Genomic DNA, 24,318 nt, shown 5'->3' with positions numbered 1-24,318 from the left:
TTTATCTTCGGATTAACCGATGTCACTTGCCTTTATCAATCAGAGACTATTCTTTCGTTACTGCGTCACGTTCAACGTCTGGAGATGCTGTTTCTTCCGGCGCTTCATCACCTGATAATGCAAGGCCGTCAGCTTGTTTCGCATCTTCCTCGTCTTCTAGATCTCTCATTTCTATTTCTTCTTCATCGCCTGAAAGGATTTTCACGTCCATACCTAAGCTTTGAAGCTCTTTGATCAATACTTTGAATGATTCCGGAACACCAGGCTCTGGAACATTGTCGCCTTTGACGATGGCTTCATATGTTTTCACACGTCCGACCACGTCATCGGACTTCACAGTCAGGATTTCTTGAAGCGTGTAAGCTGCGCCGTAAGCTTCAAGCGCCCAAACCTCCATCTCACCGAAACGCTGTCCGCCGAATTGGGCTTTACCGCCGAGAGGCTGCTGCGTAACAAGTGAGTAAGGACCTGTAGAACGGGCATGAAGTTTATCATCAACCATGTGTGCCAGTTTGATCATGTACATGATTCCGACAGATACACGGTTGTCAAACGGTTCTCCCGTACGGCCGTCATAAAGAACTGTTTTAGCGTCTCTTGACATGCCTGCTTCTTCAAGTGTTTCCCACACATCTTCTTCACGCGCGCCGTCAAATACAGGTGACGCGATGTGAATGCCGAGGTAGCGGGCAGCCATACCCATGTGAAGTTCTAATACCTGACCGATATTCATACGTGATGGTACACCCAGCGGGTTAAGCATGATATCGATCGGCGTGCCGTCAGGAAGGTAAGGCATATCTTCTTCAGGAAGAATCTTCGAGATAACCCCTTTGTTTCCGTGACGTCCGGCCATTTTATCACCTTCAGAAATCTTACGTTTCTGAACGATATATACGCGTACAAGCTGGTTCACTCCCGGAGGAAGTTCGTCGCCGTCTTCACGGTTGAAGACTTTTACGTCGTGGATAATTCCGCCGCCGCCGTGAGGCACACGGAGAGAAGTATCACGGACTTCACGCGCTTTTTCTCCAAAGATCGCATGCAGAAGGCGTTCTTCAGCCGTAAGCTCAGTTACACCTTTAGGCGTTACTTTACCTACGAGAAGGTCTCCGTCGTTGACTTCCGCACCGATACGGATAATTCCGCGGTCATCAAGATTGCGAAGCGCGTCTTCCCCTACGTTTGGAATATCACGGGTGATCTCTTCCGGCCCAAGCTTTGTATCACGTGCTTCTGATTCATATTCTTCAATGTGAATAGATGTGTATACATCATCTTTCACAAGGCGTTCACTCATGATGATGGCATCCTCATAGTTGTAACCATCCCATGTCATGAAGCCGACCATTACGTTGCGGCCGAGAGCAAGTTCACCAAGCTCCATTGAAGGTCCGTCAGCAAGGATTTCTCCTTTGACTACTTCATCGCCGACACTGACGATCGGACGCTGGTTGTAGCACGTACCTTGGTTGGAGCGGACAAATTTCAGCAAGCTGTACTTATCCAGGTTGCCTTTTACTTTTTGGCCGTCAATTTCTTCATAGCGGCGCACCCATACGTTTTTCGCTTCCACCCGTTCAACGATACCAGGGTGTTTACAAATAACGGCTGCACCGGAGTCTTTACCGGATACGTATTCCATACCCGTTCCGACGATCGGAGCTTCCGGCTGCATCAAAGGCACAGCCTGACGCTGCATGTTCGCTCCCATGAGGGCACGGTTCGAGTCATCGTTTTCCAAGAACGGAATACATGCTGTCGCAGCAGATACAACCTGTTTAGGAGATACGTCCATGTAATCCACGCGGTTGCGGGCTACAACGGTGTTTTCCCCTCTGAAACGCGCTACGATGCTGTCATCCAAGAAAGAACCGTCATCGCTCAGCTTAGCATTCGCTTGGGCTACGACATAGTTATCCTCTTCATCAGCAGTCAGGTAGTCGATTCTAGGCGTTACTTTTCCTGTTTCAGGATCAACGCGGCGGTATGGCGTCTCAATGAAACCAAAGCGGTTTACTTTCGCAAATGATGACAATGAGTTGATCAAACCGATGTTCGGGCCCTCAGGCGTTTCAATCGGACACATACGGCCATAGTGAGAGTAGTGAACGTCACGTACTTCCATACCTGCGCGCTCACGTGTCAAACCGCCCGGTCCGAGAGCTGACAGACGGCGTTTGTGCGTCAATTCAGCAAGCGGGTTCGTCTGATCCATGAATTGAGAAAGCTGTGAGCTTCCGAAGAACTCTTTAATAGACGCAATAACAGGTCTGATGTTAATCAGCTGCTGCGGCGTAATTGTATTCGTGTCTTGAATAGACATTCTTTCACGTACGACACGTTCCATCCGGCTTAAACCGATACGGAATTGGTTTTGCAGGAGCTCACCTACAGAACGCAGACGGCGGTTTCCGAGATGGTCGATATCATCAGTGTCGCCTACTCCGTGCAGGAGGTTGAAGAAGTAGCTGATAGAAGAAATAATATCAGCAGGCGTAATGTTTTTAATCGCCTCTTCGATGTAAGCATTGCCGATCACATTGATCGTCTGCTCTCCTTCTGCATCGGTAGGAGCATAGATTTTAATGGATTGAAGCATCACTTCATCCTCGACAACGCCGCCGTTAGGATAAAGTTTTCTGAAGCCGATTCCATTTTCTAAGTATGGCAGTACTTTATCAAGTGTTCTTCTGTCAAGAATCTGCCCTTTTTCAGCGAGAATTTCACCGGTTTCCGGATCCACCAGTGTTTCTGCAAGGCGTTGGTTAAACAGGCGGTTCTTGATATGAAGCTTTTTATTAATTTTATAGCGTCCTACATTCGCAAGGTCGTATCGCTTCGGATCGAAGAAACGGGAATCCAGCAAGCTTTTTGCGTTTTCTACTGTAGGCGGCTCTCCGGGACGAAGGCGCTCATAGATTTCAAGAAGCGCTTTGTCACTGTTTTCAGTGTTGTCCTTATCCAGTGTATTGCGGAGATATTCGTTCTCACCAATGAGATCGAGAATCTCTTGGTCGGAACCGAAGCCGAGAGCACGCAAAAGAACCGTAACCGGCAACTTACGTGTGCGATCAATGCGGACATACACAACATCTTTCGCATCAGTTTCGTATTCTAACCATGCGCCACGGTTTGGAATGACAGTCGCGGTAAAACCTTTTTTACCGTTCTTGTCTACTTTACCACTGAAATATACACTTGGAGACCGAACAAGCTGAGATACGATAACACGTTCTGCACCGTTGATGATAAAAGTACCGGTATCTGTCATAATAGGGAAATCACCCATGAAGACATCCTGGTCTTTTACCTCTCCAGTTTCTTTGTTAATTAAACGAACCTTCACTCTCAGCGGAGCTGAGTAAGTCACATCACGTTCTTTTGACTCTTCAACGGGATACTTAGGATCTCCTAAACTGTAGTCAATGAACTCTAGAGAGAGGTTACCAGTGAAATCCTCAATTGGTGATATGTCTTGAAACATCTCTCTAAGACCCTCATCAAGAAACCACTGATAAGAAGAGGTTTGAATTTCAATGAGATTTGGTAATTCTAACACTTCGCTAATGCGAGCATAGCTTCTGCGCTGGCGGTGTCGTCCATACTGAACTAGTTGACCTGTCAACTGATTCACCCCTCAAATCATGCGTATTATATGTGTAATAAGCATCTCTTACGATAAAGAAATACTTTTACAAGACAAAAGAAAAAAGGGTTTCTAATTAAGAAAACCACATCCAAAAACAAATACCGATTTTATTAGCATTTCCATGTTTGTATAATTTATACATGCACTATGATTATTTCAGCATATCATGCAAAATATATACATTGGCATTTTACAATATTAACATAGCTGAAAATTCAAGTCAAACTTTTTTTGCTTTTATGATATAATAGCCTTTCTTTTTTTGAACCACAGAAACTTCGTCAAAAAGCTCCTTCAGTTTTTCAATGGCAGAAGGCCCGCCCTGTTTTTTCTGTATAACGATCCACAATTCACCTGAAGCCCTTAAATGCTCAGCGCTTTTTTCAAAAATGGCATGGACAACTTTTTTTCCGGCGCGGATTGGGGGGTTTGTAATAATAGAAGCAAATGTTTGAGCAGAATCAATATTTGAAAATAAATCACTCTGATAAATTCGAACGTTTTTTATTCCGTTTTTTTCTGCATTTTCATTTGACAGCTCTACGGCTCTTTCATTCACGTCAATCATGTGCACGGTCCGGTCTGTAAATTCACCGGCGAGTGACAGACCGATCGGGCCGTAACCGCAGCCTGCATCCAGGAAGTCACCATCGATCTCCGGCTCTTCAAACGCTTCAATTAAGACACGCGAACCGAAATCAACTTCCTTTTTCGAGAAAACGCCGCTGTCACTTGTGAATGTATAAGATCTGTTCCGCAGTGTAAATGACCATGTCTGTTTATCGCTTTTAACTGAAGGTTTTTCTGAATAATAGTGATCACTCATTATTAGAACCTCCTTTTATAATGGCACTTAAAGAAAAGCAAAGAAAAAGCCCGCCTCATAAAAGCGAGCTTCCCCTACAGGCAAGTGAAGATTACTTAACTTCTACAGAAGCGCCAACTTCTTCAAGTTTAGCTTTAAGCTCTTCAGCTTCTTCTTTCGCAATACCTTCTTTAAGTGGTTTTGGAGTGTTGTCAACAAGTTCTTTAGCTTCTTTCAAGCCAAGACCAGTGATTTCACGAACAACTTTGATAACTTTGATTTTCTGAGAACCTGCACCAGCAAGGATAAGGTCGAATTCGCTTTGCTCTTCAGCAGCGCCGCCAGCAGCAGCTCCGCCAGCTACAGCTACAGGAGCAGCAGCAGTTACGCCAAATTCTTCTTCGATTGCTTTTACTAGGTCGTTCAATTCAAGTACAGTTGCTTCTTTAACGGAAGCAATGATTTCTTCGATATTTAAAGCCATTTGAAATTCCTCCATTTGTTTTATTTTAGGGTAAAATCAGATTAAGCGCCTTGTTCTTCCTTTTGGTCTGCAACTGCTTTAGCTGCAAGTGCAAGGTTGCGAACTGGAGCTTGAAGTACGCTAAGCAACATAGAAAGTAAGCCATCGCGTGAAGGAAGTTCAGCAAGAGCTTTCACTTCTTCAACAGAAGATACTTTTCCTTCGATAACGCCCGCTTTGATTTCCAGAGCTTCGTGATTTTTCGCGAACTCGTTAAGAACTTTTGCCGGAGCGATAACATCTTCAGTACTGAATGCGATCGCATTCGGTCCAGTTAAGACATCATTCAAACCATCAAGTTCAGCTTGTTCAACCGCACGGCGAGTCATTGTGTTTTTGTACACTTTGAACTCTACGTTAGCTTCGCGAAGCTGTTTACGGAGTTCAGTTACTTCAGAAACGTTAAGTCCGCGGTAGTCAACGATGATCGTTGATTTGCTTTCTTTCAGTTTAGAAGCAATCTCTTCAACAACAACTTTTTTTGTATCAATTGCGCTGCTCATGGTTACACCTCCTGTAGATTTTGTGTAACACTTATACCGCTAGGTGATCACGACTGTGACGACGATTTCATATAAAAAGCCTCCATGTGGACATGGAGGCTGTATATACAAGCATACGTAACGTAATAGCTGTGATATATATACACCTCGGCAGGATATTAAGCCTCAACGGCCCCTGCTGTCTACGGTATAAATGACATATTATATTTTACAACATTTTGAATCATATCAGAATGCTGATCTAAAGTCAAATATTATTTTACGTTGAAAGTAGAAGCGTCTACTTTGACACCAGGGCCCATAGTAGAAGTAACGGCAACGTTTTTCACGTAAACACCTTTAGCCGCAGCCGGTTTTGCTTTCAGGATTGTATCATACATTGTTGTGAAGTTCTCAACAAGTTTTTCATCCTCGAAAGAAACTTTTCCGATCGGAACATGGATGTTACCAGCTTTGTCAACGCGGTATTCTACTTTACCAGCTTTGATTTCGCCGATTGCTTTTTCTACTTCGAATGTAACAGTTCCTGTTTTAGGGTTTGGCATAAGACCTTTTGGTCCAAGCACACGGCCGATTTTACCGACTTCACCCATCATGTCAGGAGTCGCAACGATTACATCGAATTCGAACCAGCCTTGCTGGATTTTCGCGATGTAATCAGAATCGCCAACGTAGTCTGCACCGGCAGCTTCAGCTTCTTTTGCTTTTTCGCCTTTAGCGAATACTAGCACGCGCTGAGTTTTACCAGTTCCGTTAGGAAGTACAACTGCACCGCGGATTTGCTGATCGTTTTTACGAGGGTCAACCCCTAAACGAAAAGCAACTTCAACTGTAGCGTCGAATTTAGCTGTGTTTGTTTTTTTAGTAAGCGCCACTGCTTCAGCGACGTCGTAAGCTTTCGCACGGTCTACAAGCTTCGCAGCTTCAACGTACTTTTTACCTTTTTTAGCCATTTTAAAATTTCCTCCTTATGTGGTTATAGCGGAATAACCTCCCACGAATAAGGGTTGCGAACTTGTGAAAACTCGCAACCCGACAAGAAACAAATTAATCCTCGATAACGATACCCATACTGCGGGCAGTACCTTCAACCATGCGCATTGCCGCTTCAACGTCTGCTGCGTTTAAGTCAGGCATTTTCGTTTCAGCGATTTCGCGAACCTTATCGCGCTTAACGGTTGCCACTTTATTACGGTTTGGTTCACCAGAACCAGACTCAATTCCAGCTGCTTTTTTAAGCAATACTGCAGCAGGCGGAGTTTTTGTAATAAATGTAAATGAACGGTCTTCGTAAACCGAAATTTCAACAGGAATGATTAAACCAGCTTGGTCAGCTGTACGAGCGTTAAACTCCTTACAGAATCCCATGATATTTACACCGGCTTGACCTAGTGCAGGTCCAACTGGCGGCGCTGGGTTAGCTTTTCCAGCAGGAATTTGCAATTTTACAACTTTTACTACTTTTTTAGCCACGAGACACACCTCCTTAAGTCCGTGATGTGGTAATAGGGTAAACCCTCCCACTCAAGGTTTCATTCTTTATATGAATGACGAAATATCAAGCTAGCTGCCTTGGATTAGTCCAAGACGTACCTTTGCTATATTATCATTAATATATAGCAATTTCAAGTTTTTTCACATTACAATTTGTCGATCTGGGTAAATTCCAGTTCAACCGGCGTTTCACGGCCGAACATGTTAACGAATACTTTCACTTTGCTCTTATCATAATCAATCTCTTCAATTGATCCTGTAAAGTTGGCGAAAGGTCCGTCTATGACTTTGACTGTCTCATTCAATTCAAAATCAATGTCGGTTTTCCGCTCATCCATGCCCATGCGTTTTAAGATGGTTTCCGCTTCGCCAGGAAGAAGCGGAGTCGGCTTTGAGCCTGAACCGGCTGATCCGACGAATCCGGTAACGCCCGGCGTGTTGCGGACCACATACCAGGAATCATCAGTCATGACGATTTCAACAAGCACATAACCCGGGAACACTTTCTTTTTGACTACTTTTTTCTTGCCGTTCTTAATATCAGTCTCTTCTTCTTCAGGGACGACAACGCGGAAAATTTTATCCTGCATTCCCATTGATTCCACACGTTTTTCAAGGTTCGCTTTTACTTTGTTTTCATAACCGGAATACGTATGAACAACATACCAATTCTTTTCCATTCTATCAGGACTCTGCAGTCCTTCCCTCCCCGCATTTAAAAATGAAGTGTAAAACAAAAAATAGGCTCAGGGCCTATGAATCCTTTTTTCAACAACACAATAAAAAACCCGCTGAACGGGTTTTGGCAAACGATATTATGATCTATTATAGCACGTATTGCTGATCATTATTCAACTATTAAACGAATTAATTGAGAAATTCCTGTATCAAGGAGGGCAAAAAAGATAACAAAAAAGATAACCGTTGAAATCACCGTGATCGTATAGCGCGTTAACTCTTTGCCTTTAGGCCAGCTAACCTTTTTCATTTCTTTCCCAACATCTTTAAAGAAACTCATCATGCGCATGTAAAAGACCTCCACAATTTAAAAAGCGAACACTATTTTGTTTCTAAATGAGCTGTATGTGAATTGCAAGTGCTGCAGTACTTCTTAACTTCTAACCGCTCAGCCGCTGATGCAGAGCTTTTCATTGTCGTATAATTACGATTTCCGCATGTTTTGCATGCCAGCGTAATCTTTTTTCTCATGTCGTTACACCTTTTCCTAAACATTCATTTATCTTAATAAAATAGCACAGTCAGAAAAATTCTGTCAATATGACACAGAAACCTGCTACAGGCTGATCTCTCTTATTTCTAAATACTTTTCAAGCTTGCGCTTCACGCGCTGCAGGGCATTATCGATTGATTTTACGTGTCGGTTTAAGTCATCTGAAATCTCTTGGTAACTTCTTCCGTCCAAGTACAAAACAAGCACCTTTCTCTCCAGATCACTCAGCAGTTCTCCCATTTTCATTTCGATATCATCAAATTCTTCCTGATTAATAATCATCTCTTCAGGATTTAACGTTTTAGCGCCTGAAATGACATCAAGCAGTGTTCTGTCAGATTCTTCATCAAAAATAGGTTTGTCTAAAGAAACATAGGAATTTAAAGGAATGTGTTTCTGACGGGTAGCTGTCTTTATTGCGGTAATAATCTGGCGGGTAATGCATAATTCTGCAAAAGCTTTAAATGAAGTAAGCTTGTCCTCTCTAAAGTCTCGGATAGACTTATATAAGCCTATCATCCCTTCCTGTACAATATCTTCTCTGTCGGCCCCTATTAAAAAATAAGACCTTGCTTTCGCCCGTACAAAATTACGGTACTTCGTAATCAAGTAATCTAACGCATCACTATCCCCAACATGAACCTTTTCAATGACCTGCTCGTCCTCCAACTGGCAAAATTGCACTTTGTTGAACTTTCCCTTGCTGTTCTGTAGATTCACTGCGATCCCCCCGGCGCACGTAGATAGAAATATTATACATTAATGGGCGAAAAAGCGTCAACCTAATCCAGACCGCCTCGGCGCCACTTTTCAAACGTTTTCAAAACCTCTTCGGACAGCTCTATTTTACCCGGTGGTTTTTCAGAAGTGATCTTTGAAACCCGCCTTTGAATCCGGCGTTCTATCGTATCCACTTCCCTCAGGAGCTCCCGGGCGGATTTACGGAGAGCCCCTTGTCCGAAAATCGCCCACTGCTCCGTATAATCGGAGGTTGCGACATGAATCTGTGTCGCAATATTATTCAGTGCCTGGGCAAGCTTCTCGATCCGCTCATCCGCCGTTTCATTCTCCCGTGTGAAAATCACTTCGACTCTGTGATTCGTTTGTTTTTTCTCTATGCCTTTTACCAGGTGTGCGTCAAACACCACAATGACTCTGATTCCCGTGTAGGACTGATATTCCGCCATCTTCTGGATCAGTACATCTCTCGCTTCTTCAAAACTGTTCGCTTTTAAATCCTTTAGCTGCGGCCAAGCTCCAATCATGTTGTATCCGTCTACTAACAGGATGTCCATCTGTCTTCATTCCCCTAAAGGATTGCGCTTCCGGTAGACTTCATACATGAGAAGGCCGGCCGCTACCGACGCATTCAGAGACGTGACTTTTCCGGCCATCGGAAGCTTAATGAGAAAATCACATTTCTCTTTCACAAGCCGGCCCATTCCTCTGCCTTCGCTTCCGATAACGAGCACCAAAGGCATCTTGCCGTCCATAGAGCGGTAGTCTTCCCGGGCGGATGCATCCGTTCCGACGACCCAAATCCCCCGCTCCTTCATTTCATCAAGTGTCCGGGCAAGGTTGGTCACCTTCACGACGGGAATGTGTTCAATCGCACCGGTCGAAGCTTTTGCGACCGTCGAAGTCAGTCCGACCGCTCTGCGTTTCGGAATCACGATGCCGTGTGCACCGACAGCGTCAGCCGTTCTCATGATGGAACCGAGATTATGAGGGTCTTCCAGCTCGTCCAATATGAGAAAGAAAGGCTGTTCGTTTCTCTCTTCCGCTCTTTTATATAATTCGTCTAATTGTGCATATTCATATGCCGCCACCTGGGCGACAACACCCTGATGCTGCCCCTCCACCATCTGATCGAGTTTTTTCCTCGGTACAAATTGAATGGTGACGCCGCGCTTTTTAGCAAGCTCCATAACTTGCTGCGCCTGTCCTTTTACTGTGTTTTCCGCCATCCATAACTTATACAGCTTGCGATCTGACTTTAACGTCTCAATCACAGCGTTTTTTCCTATGACGTAATCATGTTGCTGACTCATTTGTTTTCCTCCCTGACGTCCCGACTTGTATAGCCTCAGCAATCAGCTGATTCAGTCTTTCTTCTCTTTTCTCAAGAAAAAGGTATCCGAGTAAAGCCTCAAAAGCTGTACTATGGCGGTACGTCTGTACATCTGTGTTTTTAGGCGTCGTCCCTGATTTCGCGTTTCTGCCTCTTCTCAGCACGGCTTCCTCTTCCTCCGTGAAAAAGGATTCGTCCTGAAGGCGGAACAATATGTCTGCCTGTGATTTTGCCGATACAATCCGGCTCGCCTTCTTATGAAGGTCATTCGGTTTCGTAAAGCCCTGCTTAAGCAGGTGATGCCGGACGTATATTTCAAAAATGGCATCACCCATATAAGCGAGCGCAAGACCGTTTAACTGCTTTGAATCTTTGATTTGTTCAAATTGAAGCATCCGCTTACTCTCCCCGCTTCCAGCGAGTTCCCTGGGCCGTATCTTCAAGAATGATATTCATGCTTTTCAGCTGATCGCGAATCTGGTCTGACAAAGCAAAATCGCGATTGCGGCGGGCTTCATTTCTCTTCTCAATCAACTCTTCAATCTCTTCGTCGACAAGCTCTTCTTCGCCGAGCGTAAGTCCGAGAACAGATCCGATTCTGTCAAACATGCTGATAAAGGCTTTAATGACGTGATCCGCCGTATTGTCTTCCTGCATGTAGTAATTGGCGAGCTTCGCCAGATCAAACCAAACGGAAATCGCATTCGCCGTATTAAAATCATCATCCATTGCTTCTTCAAACGCAGTGCGGTGCTCTTCGATTTTAGCGAGCCATTCCTCATCATTGTCAGTCAGATTCGTGCTGCTAATCAAACGATGGTTTAAATTACTGTAGGCCGTCTTCAGGCGGTTAAACGCGTTTTTTGTTTTCTCAAGCAGCTCTTCCGAATAGTTGATCGGGTGGCGGTAATGAACGGACAGCATGAAAAATCTCAAAAGCTGCGGGTCATATTGCTTAATGATATCGTGCACCAAAACAAAGTTGCCGAGCGATTTTGACATTTTCTCATTATCGATATTGATATATCCGTTGTGAAGCCAGTATTTTGCGAATGTCTTGCCTGTTAATGCTTCAGATTGGGCGATTTCGTTTTCATGGTGCGGGAATGTCAGGTCCTGACCGCCGGCATGAATATCGATTTCGTCACCCAAATACTTTTTCACCATTGCGGAGCATTCAATATGCCAGCCCGGGCGGCCTTTTCCCCAAGGGCTATCCCATGAAATTTCTCCGTCCTTAGCAGCTTTCCAAAGAGCAAAGTCCAGCGCATCCTCTTTCTTCTCGCCGACACGGATACGCGCGCCTGATCTGAGTTCATCAATTGATTGCTGAGATAGCTTTCCGTAGCCTTCGAAGGCTCTTGTTTTGAAATAGACGTCGCCTTCTGATTCATAAGCGTAGCCTTTTTTAATCAGCTCGCTGACAAATTCAATAATGGCGTCCATATTTTCCATGACCCGGGGGTGAAGATCCGCTTTCCGGCATCCGAGGGCCCCCACGTCTTCAAAATACGCTTTAATGAACCGTTCAGAAACGGTCGGGACGTCCTCACCGAGCTCGTTGGCCGCCTTAATCAGTTTGTCGTCAACATCGGTGAAATTCGATACGTATTGAACATCGTATCCTTTATACTCTAAATAGTTGCGTACGGTATCATACACAATCGCCGGACGGGCGTTTCCGATATGAATATAGTTGTATACAGTCGGTCCGCACACGTACATTTTTACTTTGCCTTCCTCAAGAGGAACGAATGTTTCCTTTTTCCGTGTCAATGTATTATAAAGTGTAATGGTCATTTTTGGTTGATCCTTTCTTTTTTATCTTCCAGTTCAGCCTGCAGTTCAAAAATCTGCTGCTCCAATGCTCTAAACCGGTCAGCAACCGGATCGGGCAAGTCTTGGTGATTGAGATCGCGTTTGATTTTTCTTCCGTTCTGAATGACGACTTTCCCCGGTATGCCGACAACGGTCGAAAAGTCGGGAACATCACGAAGCACAACGGAGCCGGCCCCTACTTTAGAACCCTGCCCGACCGTAATAGAGCCGAGCACCTTCGCTCCGGTTGCAATTAAAGCATCATCTTTTATGGTCGGATGCCGCTTCCCCTTTTCTTTTCCCGTTCCCCCGAGAGTGACACCTTGGAATACCGTCACGTTATTGCCGATTTCACATGTTTCCCCTATGACGACCCCCATACCGTGGTCAATGAAAAACCTTCTCCCGATGGTCGCGCCGGGATGGATTTCAATTCCGGTAAAGAAACGGGCAATCTGTGATATCAGGCGCGCCAGGAAGAAAAATCTCCGTTTATATAAAGCATGTGCAATCCGATGCGCCCATATAGCATGTAAACCAGAATAAGTTAAAACAACTTCGAAATAGCTTCTTGCTGCCGGATCTTGATCGAACACTGTATCTATGTCTTCTTTTAGCATTTTAAAAAACACATGCTTCCCCCCATTCTCTCCCCGCTCCAGTCTGTTTTTCCGCCTATAAAAAAAGCGCCTCTGCATGTAAACATGACAGAGACGCTTTTACCGCGCGGTTCCACTCTGTTTGAAAAACAAGTCACTGTTTTCCCAACTTAAAAGCCGGTAACGGCGGCGGCCGCCTTTAAATACTGATTTCCGCAGAAATGTTCTTCAAAGGTCTTAAGGGCGCACTTCTAAAACATGACGCATGAATCTCTCTCAGCCGATGAAGATTCTTTCTGTAATGGTCATTGTTTTATACTCTTCCCTGTCAACAATCGTATATTTAAATGCTTTTCAGGCGTCTGACGGCTGTTTCTCTGCCGATCAGCTCAATGGCCTGCGGAAGCTCAGGACCGTGTGTCTGACCGGTAACCGCTACACGAATCGGCATGAACAGCTTTTTGCCTTTATGGCCTGTTTCTTTCTGAACAGCTTTGATTGAGGCTTTGATCAGCTCAGGCGTAAATTCTTCAAGCTCTTCAAGCTTCGCAGCAAATACGCTGAGCACTTCAGGCACCTGTTCCTCTTCCAGAACGGCTTTTGCCTCTTGATTATACTCGATCTCATCTTTAAAGAACAAATCAGTCAGCTCGACAATTTCAGCGCCGTAGCTCAATTGCTCATGGTAAAGAGAGATTAATTTACGAACCCATTCCTGCTCCTCGGCAGAAAGCTCAGTGCCGACTTTTCCTGCTTTTTGCAGGTGCGGCAGGGTCAGCTCAACCACTTGATCAAGATCCAGCGCTTTGACGTATTGGTTGTTGACCCATTTCAGTTTATGCATATCAAACAGAGCCGGTGACTTAGACAAACGATTTACATCAAAAATTTCAATGAATTGTTCTCTTGTGAAAAGCTCTTCTTCACCGACGGGAGACCAGCCGAGAAGTCCGATAAAGTTAAACAGCGCTTCAGGCAGGTAACCCAGCTCATCATACTGCTCAATAAACTGGATAATTGATTCATCACGTTTACTTAATTTTTTGCGGCTTTCGTTTACGATAAGCGTCATATGTCCGAAGACAGGAACATCCCAGCCGAATGCCTGGAAAATCATGATCTGTTTCGGTGTATTTGAAATGTGATCCTCACCGCGGAGCACGTGCGTCATTTTCATTAAGTAATCGTCAATCGCGACGGCAAAGTTATACGTCGGTGTTCCGTCTTTTTTGACGATGACAAAGTCGCCGATGCCGTCTGATTCAAAAGAAATCTCGCCTTTTACGATATCGTTAAATGCGATGATTTTCCCTTCCGGCACGCGGAAACGGATGCTCGGCTGTCTGCCTTCGGCTAAAAACTGCTCCTGCTCTTCCTGAGTCAGGTTTCTGTGTTTGCCGGAATAGCGCGGCATTTCCCCGCGGGCGATTTGCTCTTCACGTTCTTTCTCAAGTTCTTCTTCCGTACAGAAACATTTATAAGCAAGCCCTTTTTCAAGAAGCTCTTCATAGTACTTTTTGTAAATGTCGTTACGCTCAGACTGGCGGTACGGGCCGTATTCTCCCCCGATATCCACACTTTCATCCCAGTCCATGCCGAGCCATTTCAAATAGTTGAGCTGGCTTTGCTCTCCGCCTTCAATATTTCGCTTTTTGTCCGTATCCTCAATCCGGATAATAAACTTTCCGCCTTGGCTGCGGGCAAATAAATAGTTAAAAAGCGCCGTTCTGGCGTTACCGATATGCAAATGTCCGGTCGGACTCGGTGCATAACGAACGCGTACTTCATTTCCCATGTTCAAATACTTCCTTTCATCTCGTCTGTAGCCTCTAGCCGAATATATGTATCTATTCTACCACCAAATAGACCGGGCATCAAAACAATGATCAGGCTTTTTGGATCAGAACGGTCGCCTGAGCGGCAATTCCTTCGGCTCTTCCGGTAAACCCGAGCTTTTCAGTCGTCGTCGCTTTTACGTTTACTTGAGAGACGTCCGCCTCAAGGCCTTCCGCTATCCGTTTTCTCATAGCATCAATATGCGGCGCCATTTTCGGCTTTTGCGCAATAATCGTGCAGTCTATATTTCCGAGTACGTATCCTTTTTCTTTAACAATGTTCCAGACATGCTGAAGAAGCTTAAAAGAATCCGCATCCTTGAATTCCGGATCAGTATCCGGGAAATGCTTGCCGATATCTCCTTCACCTGCCGCTCCGAGACACGCGTCTGCGACTGTATGCAGCAATACATCAGCATCTGAATGTCCGAGCAGCCCCTTTTCATAAGGAATTTCAATTCCGCCGATGATGAGAGGACGGCCTTCCGTTAATTGATGCACATCAAATCCTTGTCCGATTCTAAACATTATGATTCCCACTTTCCGCTTTCATGATTGCTTCCGCAAATATCAGGTCATCCGGCGTTGTCAGCTTAATATTGGTATAGCTGCCTTCAACGATACTCACCTGATATCCATCAAGACGCTCGACGAGGCTGGCGTCATCCGTCCCTAAGAAGCCTTTGTTTTCCGCTTCCATATGCGCCGTCTTCAATAAAGAAAGACGAAAAGCTTGCGGCGTTTGAACGGCCCACAAGCTTGAACGATCAAAGGTCTCCGCAACCCGGGAGCCTTCCGCCCGTTTTATCGTGTCTTTCACAGGAACAGCCAGGACAGCCGCTCCCGCCTCCTCTGCTGTTTCCACGAGCTTATCGATATGCTGATGTGTGACAAACGGGCGCGCTCCGTCATGAACAAGGACGACCGATTCCTTATCAATCACTTTCAGTCCTTCGTATACACTGTGCTGACGCTCCGCACCCCCGGTAACAAGCTCAATTTCCGTCTGAATCGGAAATTGGGCCAGCAGCTGTCGAAAATCTTCCCGTTCACTCTCGTTTATCACCAAGATTATTTTCTGACAGGGTGCGTGGCTTTCAAAAACCCGCAGTGTGTGTATAATAACAGGCGCACCTTTTAAGCTGATGAACAGCTTATTTTTCCCGGCCTTCATTCTTTTTCCTTGTCCGGCAGCCGGAATAACGACAACATACTCCATATAAACTCCCTCTTAAAGAGCTTTCTCAAGCAGCTTGGGCTTGGCAAAAATCATTCGTCCCGCCGCTGTCTGCAGTACGCTGGTTACGAGCACATCAATATGTTTCCCTATATAATTGCGGCCTTCTTCCACAACAATCATCGTCCCGTCATCCAAGTAAGCCACACCTTGATTATGCTCTTTCCCGTCCTTAATCACCTGCACATTCATCTCTTCGCCCGGAAGCACAACCGGCTTCACCGCGTTTGCAAGGTCATTAATATTCAGTACCGCAACCTTCTGAAGCTCACATACTTTATTTAAATTAAAATCATTCGTCACAACGACGCCGGATGTCAGCTTCGCAAGTTTGACAAGCTTGCTGTCAACCTCCTGAATGTCTTCGAAGTCGCCTTCATAAATTTCAACCGTAATATCCAGTTCCTTTTGAATGCGATTCAAGATATCCAGTCCGCGGCGCCCTCTGTTACGTTTTAAAACATCTGAAGAATCAGCGATATGCTGTAATTCCTCCAGCACAAATTGAGGAATGACAATGACGCCTTCTAAAAAGCCCGTCTGACAAATATCTGCAATTCTCCCATCAATAATAACACTTGTATCCAAGATTTTCAGCCTTTTATCCTGTTCCTCCTGCTCCTCATCAGCACTTCCCTTTTTCTTCTGCATTCTTGCAGAAATGGAGAAAAGACTGATCAGTTCATCCTTTTTCTTAAATCCGACTTGGAAGCCCAGGTAACCGAGAAAGAAAGCCAGAAAGACCGGAATGATGGTGCTGAATATACGGTACGGAATATTGTCCAGCGGAATCACGTTTACAATGAGATATGCGATGATAAGTCCAAAAACCAATCCGAGACTCCCGAATAACAGATCCGGCACCGGAGCTCTCAGCAAAGAATCTTCAATCCATTTTACCCAATTAATCACATATTCTGTCGTCCATATACTGATGAGAAAAAAGATAATAGCACCAATTGCAGCAGACGTATATGCGTTTGTTATTAAAGGTATGTCCTGTATATTTGACAGCACAAACAATTCAGGTATTAAAAAGATACCGACAACGCCGCCCACAATAATGAAGAACGCCTGAACTATTCGTTTTAACATACCTCCACCTCCTTTTAAGTAGCATTTTTTCAGCAGACTGTCAGAGCCTACAAATTCAGAATAAACAAAAACTAACAATAATATACCCGGATTCCGACAGGTTTAAGCGATTCTTAAAGCTGTCTATCTATATAGTGTTTTTCCTGAAGGCGTTTTAAGCCTTTTTTGATTTTTTTGGCGCGCACTTCGCCGATACCCTCAACATCATCAAGCTCTTCTACAGTGGCTTCCGTTATGCTTGGCAAAAATCCGAACGCCTCAACCACATTTTCAACAATCGGCATCGGCAGACGCGGAATTTTGTTCAGCAGCCTGTATCCTCTCGGGAGCACATAATCATCAAGATTGGTAGAAGCCGGATATCCAAGCAGCTTAAACAGAATGGAATCATCAAGCAGATCATAGCTGGACATATCCTGAAGCTCTTTTAACAGCACGAACGGATCTTTGATTTTTTCTTTGACATAGTCTTTGATGAAAAGTGCCGCCTCTTCTTCCATGTCCGTAATCAGTTCAATCACCTGCAGACGGATTAAGTGGCCTTCCGTTCCGAGTTCTTTAATATACATATTGATTTCATTTTTTATTCGGAGCACCATTTCATATCGATGCATGACGGACAGCACGTCACTGAATGTCACAAGCTCCTCAAACTCTAATGCGTTTAAAGCCGTAATCGTTTTGTCTAAAATGGTTTTATACTTCTCAAGCGTTTGAATGGCCTGATTTGCCTTTGTTAAAATAAATCCTATGTCCTTTAGTGTGTACTTCATGCTGTCCTGATATAACGTAATGACATTTCTGCGCTCAGAAATGGCGATGACGAGACAGCCGGTCTGCTTCGCCACCCGTTCCGCCGTACGGTGCCTCATTCCCGTTTCTGAAGAAGAAATGGTCGCCTCCGGCATAAGCTGCGTATTCGCATAAAGAATTTTCTGGCCGGAATCACTTAAAATAATGGCACCGTCCATTTTGGCCAGCTCGTATAAGTGAGCGGGCGCAAATGATGTATTAATATGAAAACCGCCATCCACGACTTGCTTTACCTTATCATTGTATCCGACAACAATCAGGCCGCCTGTATTTGCCCGAAGTACATTCTCTATCCCGGCTCTGAGCGGGGTGCCCGGTGCAACGAACTGCAGAATTGCAGACAGGTCAAGCTCTTGTTTCGCCCCTTTTTTCTCTTTTTCCATCTATTATGATCCTCCTAATGAAGTACGAAGCGCTTCTGCAACATTTGCTACTCCGACAACCTCAATCCCTTTTGGTATTGTCCACCCGTCTGCATTCGCCTCAGGTATAATCATGCGCTTGAAGCCGAGTTTTGCCGCTTCTTTTACGCGCTGTTCGATTCTTGACACCCTGCGGACTTCTCCTGTCAGACCCACTTCACCGATAAAGCAATCTGCGGGATTCGGCGGTGTATCTCTGAAGCTTGAGGCAATGCTGACGGCTACTGCCAAATCAATCGCCGGTTCATCCAGTTTGACCCCGCCGGCGACCTTTAAATACGCATCTTGATTTTGAAGCAAAAGACCCACCCGCTTCTCAAGCACAGCCATAATTAACGATACCCTGTTGTGGTCAATGCCTGTAGCCATGCGGCGCGGGTTTCCAAAACTGGTCGGTGATATGAGCGCCTGAATTTCAACCAGGATCGGTCTCGTTCCTTCCATTGACGCAACGATACTCGAACCCGATGCCCCGGCAGAACGCTCTTCCAAGAAAATTTCAGAAGGGTTCAGCACTTCCGTAAGCCCCTCTTCCCGCATTTCAAAGATGCCCATTTCATTTGTGGAGCCGAAACGGTTTTTTACGGCCCGCAAAATACGGAATGTATGGTGCCGCTCTCCTTCAAAGTATAGAACGGTATCGACCATGTGCTCAAGCAATCTCGGCCCTGCGATCGATCCTTCTTTTGTGACGTGCCCGACGATAAAAATAGGTATGCCGTTTGTTTTCGCGATTTTCATCAATTCGGCCGTACACTCTCTTACTTGTGATACACTGCCGGGAGCTGAGGTGATATCACTTTGGTAAACGGTCTGAATGGAGTCTACGACAACAAATGCGGGTTTCATCTCTTGTATAGCAGACGAAATATACTCCATATCGGTTTCAGATAAAACATGTAACATTTGGCTGTTGATTCCAAGTCTGTCGGCGCGCAGCTTCGTTTGCTTCACGGATTCTTCCCCTGAAATGTAAAGCACGCTGCCGGCCGTATCAGCTAATTGTGCGGATACTTGGAGAAGGAGCGTTGATTTTCCGATCCCGGGATCGCCGCCGATTAATACTAACGAGCCTTTCACAACGCCGCCGCCAAGCACTCTGTTGAATTCTTCAAGCTTTGTGTGAACGCGGGGTTCTTCCGATGTTTCAATTGATGTAATGGGTGATGGTTTCTGGACGGTTTGAACGGAGTGGGAGAAAGCCGCCCGCCGATTCGCCGGCGCTTTTTTTATGGTTTCTTCCACCATTGTATTCCAAGCCCCGCAGCCCGGGCACTTTCCCATCCACTTTGCGGATTCATAACCGCATGAGTGGCAGATGAATTTTGTTTTTGATTTAGCCATATATGTTGTAAGACCTCTTCCTTATCGAATATTTCTCTATATAACAAAGTGAGGCATACACTTACTTACGTATGCCTCATGTTTGTCACTATATTAGTTCGTTTTAGCAGTTGTTTTTACGACAAATTCGCCGTCCTCAACATCAAGAACAATGTGCTGGCCTTTATCAATATTGCCTCTGAGGAGTTCTTCTGATAACCGGTCCTCCACATGCTTTTGAATCGCTCTTCTTAACGGACGTGCGCCGTATTCCAAATCGACGCCCTCTTCTGCCACTTTTGCTTTTGCAGCATCCGTCAGCTCGATAGAGAGATCTTGTTCTTTCAGACGTTTTGTTAACTGATCAGACATAAGCGACACGATGTCTGTAAGGTGTTTTTTCTCAAGGGAGTGGAAGACGATAATTTCGTCAATCCGGTTGATAAACTCAGGTCTGAAGGCACGCTTCAGCTCTCCCATGACTTTGTCTTTCATGTCTTTATGGTTTTGTGATTCATCCTGCACATTGAAGCCCACATATTTGTTGCGTTTCAGCTCGCTCGCTCCGACGTTTGACGTCATAATCAGGATCGTGTTGCGGAAATCCACAGTGCGTCCTTTTGAATCAGTCAAGCGTCCGTCTTCAAGCACTTGCAGGAGTATGTTAAACACATCAGGGTGCGCTTTTTCAATTTCATCAAGCAGTACGACAGAGTAAGGTTTTCTTCTCACTTTTTCTGTCAGCTGGCCGCCTTCATCATAGCCGACATATCCCGGAGGAGAACCGACAAGACGTGAAGTTGAGTGTTTCTCCATGTATTCGGACATATCCACTCTGATCATCGCTTCCTCATCACCGAAAATGGATTCCGCCAGCGCTCTTGCCAGCTCTGTCTTCCCAACGCCTGTAGGGCCTAGGAAGATGAATGAACCAATCGGGCGTTTCGGGTCCTTCAGACCGGCTCTTGCACGTCTGACAGCCTTTGCAACAGCTACAACAGCTTCATCCTGGCCGATGACGCGGGAGTGCAGAATGTTTTCCATATTGAGAAGCTTATCTGTTTCCGTTTGGGCAATTTTAGATACAGGCACCCCGGTCCAGCTGGATACAACCATCGCGATATCCTCTACAGAAACTTCGGAGTTCTCCTGGCCTTGTTTTTCTTTCCATGTTTTTTTCGTGTCTTCCACCTGTTCTCTCAGGCGCTGCTCCGTATCACGAAGGGAAGCCGCTTTTTCAAACTCCTGGCTCTGAACGGCAGCGTCTTTTTCCTTGCGAACTTCATCGAGTTTCTGCTCAAGCTCTTTTAAGTTCGGAGGTGTTGTGAACGAACGGAGACGCACTTTTGAACCGGCTTCATCAATTAAATCGATCGCTTTATCCGGAAGGAAGCGGTCAGAAATATAACGGTCGGACAATTTTACCGCCGCTTCAATCGCTTCATCGGTAATGGATACGCGGTGATGCGCTTCATAGCGGTCACGGAGCCCTTTTAAAATTTGAATGCTTTCATCGGCTGACGGCTGATCCACCTGAATCGGCTGGAAACGGCGCTCCAGAGCGGCGTCTTTTTCGATATATTTACGGTATTCATCAAGCGTTGTCGCACCGATGCATTGGAGCTCTCCGCGGGCCAGTGAAGGTTTTAAGATATTCGATGCGTCAATCGCACCTTCTGCTCCCCCCGCTCCAATCAGTGTATGCAGTTCGTCAATGAATAAAATAATATTGCCGGCCTGACGTATTTCATCCATTACTTTTTTCAAGCGGTCTTCAAATTCTCCGCGGTATTTCGTACCGGCTACAACCGTCCCCATGTCTAATGTCATTACGCGTTTATCACGTAAAATTTCCGGCACTTCATTATTGATGATCTGCTGTGCGAGGCCTTCAGCAATCGCAGTTTTACCTACACCCGGTTCTCCGATAAGAACGGGGTTATTCTTCGTTCTGCGGCTTAATACCTCAATAACACGCTGAATTTCTTTGCTTCGGCCGATAACCGGATCAAGACTGTCTTCCTTCGCAATCGCAGTTAAATCACGCGCCAGACTGTCCAGCGTCGGCGTGTTTGCATTGCTGTTCGTACCGGATGCAGAAGATCCCGTCTCATTGCTTCCCAGAAGCTGCAGCACTTGCTGTCTCGCCTTATTCAAGCTGACACCGAGATTATTCAGAACTCTCGCCGCTACGCCTTCTCCTTCACGAATCAGTCCGAGAAGTATGTGTTCTGTTCCCACATAAGAATGTCCTAGCTTTCTGGCTTCATCCATGCTGAGCTCAATGACTTTTTTTGCTCTTGGCGTATAATGAATCGTTTGAGACATTTCCTGTCCCCGTCCGATTAAGCTCTCCACTTCTTTCTGAATTTTATCCGAACCGAGTCCGAGTGCTTGGAGTGCTTTAGCCGCAATCCCTTCTCCTTCACGAACCAGACCTAATAAGATATGTTCAGTTCCAATATTGTTATGGCCTAAGCGCAGTGCTTCTTCCTGTGCCAGTGCCAATACCTTTTGAGCTCGCTCTGTAAACCTTCCAAACATCATATCGAATCATCCTCCTGTCTATTTGCACTCATTTCTAAATGCAGCCTTTCCCTGATAAGAGCCGCTCTTCTCGCGTCTCTTTCGTTCGGCCGTAATGCACCGCCCGAATATTGCTGGAGAAAACCCGGCTGTGTCAAAATCATCAGTTCATTAAGTATATTGCTTGATAGCCCTTTAATGATCCCCAGGTCTATCCCCAGCCGAACGTCAGAAAGGCATTTCGCCGTTTCCTTTGATTCAATCATACGGCAGTTGGATAAAACACCGTAAGACCTGAATACCCGGTCCTCCAATTCAATTTTCGAGGTTTGGTAAAGCGCTTCTCGGGCTGAACGTTCCTGCTCAATCAGCTGGGCAGCCACACTGTTTAAATCATCTACAATGTCCTGTTCTGATTTTCCGAGTGTGATTTGATTTGAAATTTGAAAGATATTTCCTAATGCTTCGCTGCCTTCACCGTAAATTCCTCTAACAACTAAACCTAATTGGTTAATTGCCGGTATAATTCGATTCATTTGCCTAGTTAATACAAGGCCCGGCAAATGCATCATGACTGAAGCCCTTAGTCCCGTCCCTACATTTGTAGGACAGCTTGTTAAGTACCCTCTTTTCTCTCCAAAGGCGTAATCCACTTTCTCCTCAATCCAGTCATCAACCTGGTTCGCCGCTTTTATGGCATTGAGAAGCTGGAAGCCGGGGAAGAGGCATTGAATTCTGATATGATCTTCTTCATTTAACATAATGCTGACTTCTTCATTTTCAGAAAGCAAACAGCCGCCAAAAGGGGATTCCGTTAAATTCGGGCTGATCAGATGTTTCTCCATCAGCACCCGTTTTTCCAAAGGCTGAGCTTCACTCATTCTGATTAAATGAAATTGACCGATATCAGGCAGTTCTTTTCCTGAAAAATGATCTTCGAATTGCTGAATGATGGATGAGGCTTCTTCATTCGTATACCGGGCGGGAAACTTTATATTTTCAAAGTTTCGGGCCAACCGTATACGGCTGCTGAGTACAATGTCACTTTCAGGTCCCTTTTGCTTCATCCAATTGCTTAGTGCGTCCTGAATAAAATGCTTGAGCGACATTACCCTTGTTCCCCCTCACTGTCTTTACTTTTTAACTTCTGCTCTAACGATCGGATCTGATCCCTGACCTCCGCTGCTCTTTCAAACTCTTCGTGGTGTATTAAAGATTCAAGTTCTTTTTTTAACATTTCCATTTGCCGTCTTACATGCAGGTTTCCGCCTATTCGTTTTGGAATTTTCCCAGCATGCACCGTATTCCCGCTGTGAACTTTTCGCAAGATCGGCGTAATTTGGCTGTAGAACGTATCGTAACATTCCGCACAGCCGAAACGCCCTGTTTTTCTCAGCTGCTGAAACGTCATACCGCATTTCTTACAAGCTGTCCCTTGCTCTGAATAGCCGAACATTTGAGAACCGGTGTTTTGAAATGAAGACTCCATATTCAGCAGTCCTGATAATAAATTATGGATCGAGAACCCTTGGTTTCCACTTATACTGTATGAATCGCTATTTTCTTTTGCACATTGTTCACAAATATGAACTTCTTGTTTTTCTCCATTAACAACTTTCGTAAAGTGAAAAGTGGCCGGTCTCTCATTGCATTCTTGACAAATCAATCTTTTCACCCGCTTACTTTAGTTTTAAAGATGTGAGCATTGCTTTCATCATTCTGGCTCTTAGTTCATCCCGTTCGGGCAAATCAATATATAGAACTGAACGATCCATTACACTCACCATCATTTTAGCTTCTCTTTCCGAAATAACTCCGTCCTCTAACAGTCTGAGAATAATGTCATCAGAGGCTGCCTGGGACAAGTGGGTATGAATCTGCGAAATAATATTATTGATGAGGACGACTTCGTTATTCATTTTAATTTTGATAATACGAATATAACCGCCGCCTCCCCGTTTACTTTCAACAATATATCCTCTTTCACTTGTAAATCTGGTGTTGATGACATAATTTATTTGGGAAGGAACACATTGAAATTTATCAGCGATTTCACTGCGTTTGATCTCTAAAATTTCTTTGCCATTTTGATCTAATACTTGTTTCAAGTACTGTTCAATGATGTCAGAAATATTATGTCCCACTCAACCCCCTCCTTCATTGACTTTGACTATATTTGACTTTAACCTTACTATAAGGTGTTTCGCAAAATTTTTCAACTGTATCGCTCTATCTCTATTATTTCCACTTTGCACAAGCATAAAACCTGCTTTTGCAAAAAGGCATATCGTTACGTTTCTCATATTATATAATGTATGCAGAAAAACACAAAAAAGGCAGCTCATAATGAGCTGCCTTTACCGTAATGCTA

General features: G+C 44.9%; 25 protein-coding genes and 2 other annotated features. All 25 genes read right to left on the bottom strand.

Annotation, left to right across the window (positions count from 1 at the left end):
- Window positions 1-46: 46 nt before the first annotated feature.
- The 25 genes from rpoB to ctsR all read right to left on the bottom strand — a co-directional run bounded on the left by rpoB (window position 47) and on the right by ctsR (window position 24,091).
- Entirely contained in the window at window positions 47-3,628 is a 3,582-nt protein-coding gene (rpoB, locus tag NQS30_RS20215) for a DNA-directed RNA polymerase subunit beta (RefSeq protein WP_003156440.1), read from the bottom strand.
- A 244-nt stretch (window positions 3,629-3,872) separates the two neighbouring features.
- Entirely contained in the window at window positions 3,873-4,478 is a 606-nt protein-coding gene (locus NQS30_RS20210; protein ID WP_007410397.1) for a class I SAM-dependent methyltransferase, read from the bottom strand.
- Between the two features lie 91 nt (window positions 4,479-4,569).
- The gene (rplL, locus tag NQS30_RS20205; protein ID WP_003156436.1) at window positions 4,570-4,941 is read right to left on the bottom strand and encodes a 50S ribosomal protein L7/L12; all 372 of its coding nucleotides are present in this window, start codon (window positions 4,939-4,941) and stop codon (window positions 4,570-4,572) included.
- Between the two features lie 41 nt (window positions 4,942-4,982).
- Entirely contained in the window at window positions 4,983-5,483 is a 501-nt protein-coding gene (gene rplJ, locus NQS30_RS20200) for a 50S ribosomal protein L10 (RefSeq protein WP_007410396.1), read from the bottom strand.
- Between the two features lie 63 nt (window positions 5,484-5,546).
- Window positions 5,547-5,689: a sequence feature (ribosomal protein L10 leader region), on the bottom strand.
- 48 nt (window positions 5,690-5,737) lie between these two features.
- The gene (gene rplA, locus NQS30_RS20195; protein ID WP_003156431.1) at window positions 5,738-6,436 is read right to left on the bottom strand and encodes a 50S ribosomal protein L1; all 699 of its coding nucleotides are present in this window, start codon (window positions 6,434-6,436) and stop codon (window positions 5,738-5,740) included.
- Between the two features lie 94 nt (window positions 6,437-6,530).
- A complete protein-coding gene (rplK, locus tag NQS30_RS20190) occupies window positions 6,531-6,956 on the bottom strand; it encodes a 50S ribosomal protein L11 (RefSeq protein ID WP_003156430.1) in 426 nt (141 codons plus the stop codon).
- A 167-nt stretch (window positions 6,957-7,123) separates the two neighbouring features.
- Entirely contained in the window at window positions 7,124-7,657 is a 534-nt protein-coding gene (gene nusG, locus NQS30_RS20185) for a transcription termination/antitermination protein NusG (RefSeq protein ID WP_003156423.1), read from the bottom strand.
- 167 nt (window positions 7,658-7,824) lie between these two features.
- A complete protein-coding gene (secE, locus tag NQS30_RS20180; RefSeq protein ID WP_003156422.1) occupies window positions 7,825-8,004 on the bottom strand; it encodes a preprotein translocase subunit SecE in 180 nt (59 codons plus the stop codon).
- 32 nt (window positions 8,005-8,036) lie between these two features.
- Window positions 8,037-8,186, bottom strand: coding sequence for a 50S ribosomal protein L33 (gene rpmG / locus NQS30_RS20175; protein ID WP_003156421.1), 150 nt, complete (start codon window positions 8,184-8,186; stop codon window positions 8,037-8,039).
- A gap of 85 nt (window positions 8,187-8,271) precedes the next feature.
- On the bottom strand, window positions 8,272-8,928 hold the full coding sequence (gene sigH, locus NQS30_RS20170) for an RNA polymerase sporulation sigma factor SigH (protein WP_003156415.1): 657 nt from the start codon (window positions 8,926-8,928) through the stop codon (window positions 8,272-8,274).
- A gap of 62 nt (window positions 8,929-8,990) precedes the next feature.
- Window positions 8,991-9,503: a ribosome-dependent mRNA decay endonuclease Rae1/YacP gene (gene rae1, locus NQS30_RS20165; RefSeq protein ID WP_003156414.1), complete on the bottom strand. Its 513-nt coding sequence runs from the start codon at window positions 9,501-9,503 to the stop codon at window positions 8,991-8,993.
- Between the two features lie 6 nt (window positions 9,504-9,509).
- Window positions 9,510-10,259, bottom strand: a complete 750-nt coding sequence (gene rlmB, locus NQS30_RS20160; RefSeq protein WP_218791443.1) for a 23S rRNA (guanosine(2251)-2'-O)-methyltransferase RlmB — start codon at window positions 10,257-10,259, stop codon at window positions 9,510-9,512.
- The gene (locus NQS30_RS20155) at window positions 10,243-10,674 is read right to left on the bottom strand and encodes a Mini-ribonuclease 3 (RefSeq protein WP_003156412.1); all 432 of its coding nucleotides are present in this window, start codon (window positions 10,672-10,674) and stop codon (window positions 10,243-10,245) included. Before NQS30_RS20155 ends, rlmB begins: the two co-directional genes overlap by 17 nt.
- Before the next feature lie 4 nt (window positions 10,675-10,678).
- Window positions 10,679-12,079 carry a cysteine--tRNA ligase gene (cysS, locus tag NQS30_RS20150; protein ID WP_003156411.1) on the bottom strand — a complete coding sequence of 467 codons (1,401 nt, stop codon included), beginning with the start codon at window positions 12,077-12,079 and terminating at the stop codon, window positions 10,679-10,681.
- Complete coding sequence (gene cysE / locus NQS30_RS20145; protein WP_003156410.1) at window positions 12,076-12,729, bottom strand: serine O-acetyltransferase; 654 nt, start codon at window positions 12,727-12,729, stop codon at window positions 12,076-12,078. The genes cysS and cysE overlap by 4 nt, the downstream gene beginning before the upstream one ends.
- A gap of 74 nt (window positions 12,730-12,803) precedes the next feature.
- Window positions 12,804-13,037, bottom strand: a binding site (T-box leader).
- A 2-nt stretch (window positions 13,038-13,039) separates the two neighbouring features.
- Window positions 13,040-14,491 (bottom strand): glutamate--tRNA ligase, encoded by a 1,452-nt coding sequence (gene gltX, locus NQS30_RS20140; RefSeq protein ID WP_007410392.1) that lies wholly within the window; start codon window positions 14,489-14,491, stop codon window positions 13,040-13,042.
- Window positions 14,492-14,582: 91 nt separating this feature from the next.
- A complete protein-coding gene (gene ispF / locus NQS30_RS20135; RefSeq protein WP_003156407.1) occupies window positions 14,583-15,059 on the bottom strand; it encodes a 2-C-methyl-D-erythritol 2,4-cyclodiphosphate synthase in 477 nt (158 codons plus the stop codon).
- Entirely contained in the window at window positions 15,052-15,750 is a 699-nt protein-coding gene (gene ispD, locus NQS30_RS20130; RefSeq protein ID WP_015239038.1) for a 2-C-methyl-D-erythritol 4-phosphate cytidylyltransferase, read from the bottom strand. The genes ispF and ispD overlap by 8 nt, the downstream gene beginning before the upstream one ends.
- Before the next feature lie 12 nt (window positions 15,751-15,762).
- A complete protein-coding gene (locus NQS30_RS20125) occupies window positions 15,763-16,863 on the bottom strand; it encodes a PIN/TRAM domain-containing protein (protein WP_003156403.1) in 1,101 nt (366 codons plus the stop codon).
- Between the two features lie 113 nt (window positions 16,864-16,976).
- Window positions 16,977-18,059: a DNA integrity scanning diadenylate cyclase DisA gene (disA, locus tag NQS30_RS20120; RefSeq protein ID WP_007410390.1), complete on the bottom strand. Its 1,083-nt coding sequence runs from the start codon at window positions 18,057-18,059 to the stop codon at window positions 16,977-16,979.
- Between the two features lie 3 nt (window positions 18,060-18,062).
- Window positions 18,063-19,442 carry a DNA repair protein RadA gene (gene radA, locus NQS30_RS20115; protein WP_014416742.1) on the bottom strand — a complete coding sequence of 460 codons (1,380 nt, stop codon included), beginning with the start codon at window positions 19,440-19,442 and terminating at the stop codon, window positions 18,063-18,065.
- Window positions 19,443-19,535: 93 nt separating this feature from the next.
- Window positions 19,536-21,968 carry an ATP-dependent protease ATP-binding subunit ClpC gene (gene clpC, locus NQS30_RS20110; RefSeq protein WP_015239036.1) on the bottom strand — a complete coding sequence of 811 codons (2,433 nt, stop codon included), beginning with the start codon at window positions 21,966-21,968 and terminating at the stop codon, window positions 19,536-19,538.
- On the bottom strand, window positions 21,965-23,056 hold the full coding sequence (gene mcsB, locus NQS30_RS20105; protein WP_003156398.1) for a protein-arginine kinase McsB: 1,092 nt from the start codon (window positions 23,054-23,056) through the stop codon (window positions 21,965-21,967). Before mcsB ends, clpC begins: the two co-directional genes overlap by 4 nt.
- Window positions 23,056-23,613, bottom strand: coding sequence for a protein-arginine kinase activator protein McsA (gene mcsA / locus NQS30_RS20100; RefSeq protein ID WP_007410387.1), 558 nt, complete (start codon window positions 23,611-23,613; stop codon window positions 23,056-23,058). The genes mcsB and mcsA overlap by 1 nt, the downstream gene beginning before the upstream one ends.
- Before the next feature lie 13 nt (window positions 23,614-23,626).
- On the bottom strand, window positions 23,627-24,091 hold the full coding sequence (ctsR, locus tag NQS30_RS20095) for a transcriptional regulator CtsR (RefSeq protein ID WP_003156396.1): 465 nt from the start codon (window positions 24,089-24,091) through the stop codon (window positions 23,627-23,629).
- Window positions 24,092-24,318 lie beyond the last annotated feature (227 nt).

Origin of the sequence: Bacillus sp. B1(2022) (assembly GCF_040259625.1) — a bacterium.
Classification (GTDB): Bacteria; Bacillota; Bacilli; order Bacillales; family Bacillaceae; genus Bacillus; species Bacillus velezensis.
This window is presented reverse-complemented; position numbering and strand designations above follow the sequence as displayed.